At 58.3% G+C, this 2492-nt stretch carries 2 protein-coding genes and 1 pseudogene; 2 read left to right on the forward strand and 1 reads right to left on the reverse strand.

Annotated features, from left to right (window positions below; translation table 11 throughout):
- Nucleotides 1–73: 73 nt before the first annotated feature.
- On the reverse strand, nucleotides 74–469 hold the full coding sequence (msrB, locus tag ACRESJ_RS05510; RefSeq protein ID WP_431757003.1) for a peptide-methionine (R)-S-oxide reductase MsrB: 396 nt from the start codon (nucleotides 467–469) through the stop codon (nucleotides 74–76).
- Between the two features lie 226 nt (nucleotides 470–695).
- Here msrB and ACRESJ_RS05515 point away from each other — a divergent pair, with 226 nt between their 5' ends.
- Nucleotides 696–1907: a pyridoxal phosphate-dependent aminotransferase gene (locus ACRESJ_RS05515; RefSeq protein WP_008017190.1), complete on the forward strand. Its 1212-nt coding sequence runs from the start codon at nucleotides 696–698 to the stop codon at nucleotides 1905–1907.
- 316 nt (nucleotides 1908–2223) lie between these two features.
- A pseudogene (locus ACRESJ_RS05520) lies at nucleotides 2224–2492 on the forward strand (protease HtpX); the annotation flags it as partial.

The raw sequence follows: 2492 nt of genomic DNA on the forward strand, positions 1-2492 counted from the left end.
CTTTTGATCTTGGTCTCCTAAAAGCAAAATCAAAAGATCGCAGCCTTCGGCAGCTCCTACACGGGGCGCGTATTTACGCGCGCGGTACCAGGTCAAGGCACACCGAGTTGATGCAGTACCGCAGTCCGGTCGGCGGCGGGCCATCAGGGAATACGTGGCCCAGGTGCGCGTCGCATTTGGCGCAGACGACTTCGGTACGGATCATGCCGTGGCTGACATCGCGAATTTCAGTCATCGCGCTGTCGCCGATCGGTGCGTAGAAACTCGGCCATCCGCAGCCGGAATCGAACTTGGTTTTCGAATCGAACAACGGCTCGTTGCAGCAGATGCAGTGGTAGATGCCATCGGTCTTGGTGGCGTTGTATTTCCCGGAGAACGGGCGCTCGGTGCCCTTGAGGCGGCACACGTTGTACTGCTCCGGATCGAGCATGGCCTTCCATTCTTCCAGGGTTTTTTCCAACTTTTCCATCTTCACACCTCAGCAGCTGAAAAAGCCCGATCTGTACCTTTTCCACGGATCAGGCGGCACGTATGATTGCGCCTCGTCAAACGCCAGTCTGGCAGCCAGTCCATGCGCATTCAAACAGATTTATGGATGCTGTCTATCAAGGCGTCAGGCCTGTGTGATTACGCAGGATTCCCAGTACGGTTGTCCATTCGCCGCCTGGATCGTTCATTTTCGGGAACAAATCGCCATGCAGGTCAGCAAATCGAACAAGCTCGCCAACGTCTGCTACGACATTCGCGGCCCAGTGCTCAAGCACGCCAAACGCCTGGAAGAGGAAGGCCATCGCATCCTCAAGCTGAACATCGGCAACCCGGCGCCTTTTGGGTTCGAAGCGCCGGACGAAATCCTCCAGGACGTGATCCGCAACCTGCCGACCGCGCAGGGCTATAGCGACTCCAAGGGTCTGTTCAGTGCGCGCAAGGCCGTGATGCAGTATTACCAGCAAAAGCAGGTAGAAGGCGTCGGCATTGAAGACATCTACCTGGGCAACGGCGTTTCCGAACTGATCGTGATGTCGATGCAGGCCCTGCTCAACAATGGCGACGAAGTGCTGGTGCCTGCGCCTGACTATCCGTTGTGGACCGCAGCCGTGAGCCTGTCCGGCGGCAATCCGGTGCATTACCTGTGCGACGAGCAGGCCAACTGGTGGCCGGACCTGGCTGACATCAAGGCCAAGATCACCCCGAACACCAAGGCTCTGGTGATCATCAACCCGAACAACCCGACCGGTGCGGTGTATTCGAAGGAAGTACTGCTGGGCATGCTGGAACTGGCCCGCCAGCACAATCTGGTGGTGTTCTCCGACGAGATCTACGACAAGATCCTCTACGACGATGCCGTGCACATCTGCACCGCCTCCCTGGCGCCCGACCTGCTGTGCCTGACCTTCAACGGCCTGTCCAAGTCCTATCGCGTGGCCGGTTTCCGTTCCGGCTGGATTGCCATTTCCGGGCCGAAACACCACGCCCAGAGCTACATCGAAGGCATCGACATGCTGGCGAACATGCGCCTGTGCGCCAACGTGCCCAGCCAGCATGCGATCCAGACCGCCCTGGGTGGCTACCAGAGCATCAATGACCTGGTGCTGCCGCCGGGCCGCTTGCTGGAACAGCGCAACCGCACCTGGGAATTGCTCAACGACATTCCGGGCGTGAGCTGCGTCAAGCCGATGGGGGCGCTGTATGCCTTCCCGCGGATCGACCCCAAGGTCTGCCCGATCCATAACGACGAAAAGTTCGTCCTCGACCTTCTGCTCTCCGAAAAGCTGTTGGTGGTGCAAGGCACCGCATTCAACTGGCCATGGCCAGACCACTTCCGCGTCGTGACCCTGCCACGTGTCGATGACCTTGAGATGGCCATCGGACGCATCGGCGGCTTCCTCAAGTCCTACCGCCAGTAAGCGGCCAGTCACCGTGCGACGCTCCTGCACGTCGCACGGTGATTCATCCGGCAACACTTTTTTGCATTCCGCCGCTGGCTGCCGCTTTGCCCGCCGCCGAGTAACGTCTTGCCTGCTCGCGCCTGACAAAGGTGGGGCCTTCGACATGAATTGACTGACAAACACTTCCCGCACTCGCACCGGAAATGCCCTGCAAGCAGCTAGACTGTTGCCGTAGGACACAGTTTGAAATAGTCACCCGGTTGAATACCCCGGTGCAGCACCTTATATACCCCGCAGTACGCTACATCTTTAGCATGAGGAGATTTCTACAACCATGATGCGCATCCTGCTGTTCTTGGCCACTAACCTGGCGGTCGTGCTGATTGCCAGCATCACCCTGAGCCTTTTCGGCTTCAACGGGTTCATGGCGGCCAATGGGGTTGACCTCAACCTCAATCAGCTGCTGATTTTCTGTGCGGTCTTTGGTTTCGCCGGTTCGCTGTTCTCGCTATTCATCTCCAAGTGGATGGCGAAGATGAGCACCAGCACCCAGATCATTACCCAGCCACGCACCCGTCATGAGCAATGGCTGCTGCAGACCGT

It is taken from the genome of Pseudomonas sp., assembly GCF_050739655.1.
GTDB lineage: Bacteria > Pseudomonadota > Gammaproteobacteria > Pseudomonadales > Pseudomonadaceae > Aquipseudomonas.

Excerpts from the sequence above, each read along its gene's own strand:
- ACRESJ_RS05515 (WP_008017190.1), top strand. The coding sequence starts at position 696 with ATGCAGGTCAGCAAATCGAACAAGCTCGCCAACGTCTGCTACGACATT.
- msrB (WP_431757003.1), bottom strand. The coding sequence starts at position 469 with ATGGAAAAGTTGGAAAAAACCCTGGAAGAATGGAAGGCCATGCTCGAT.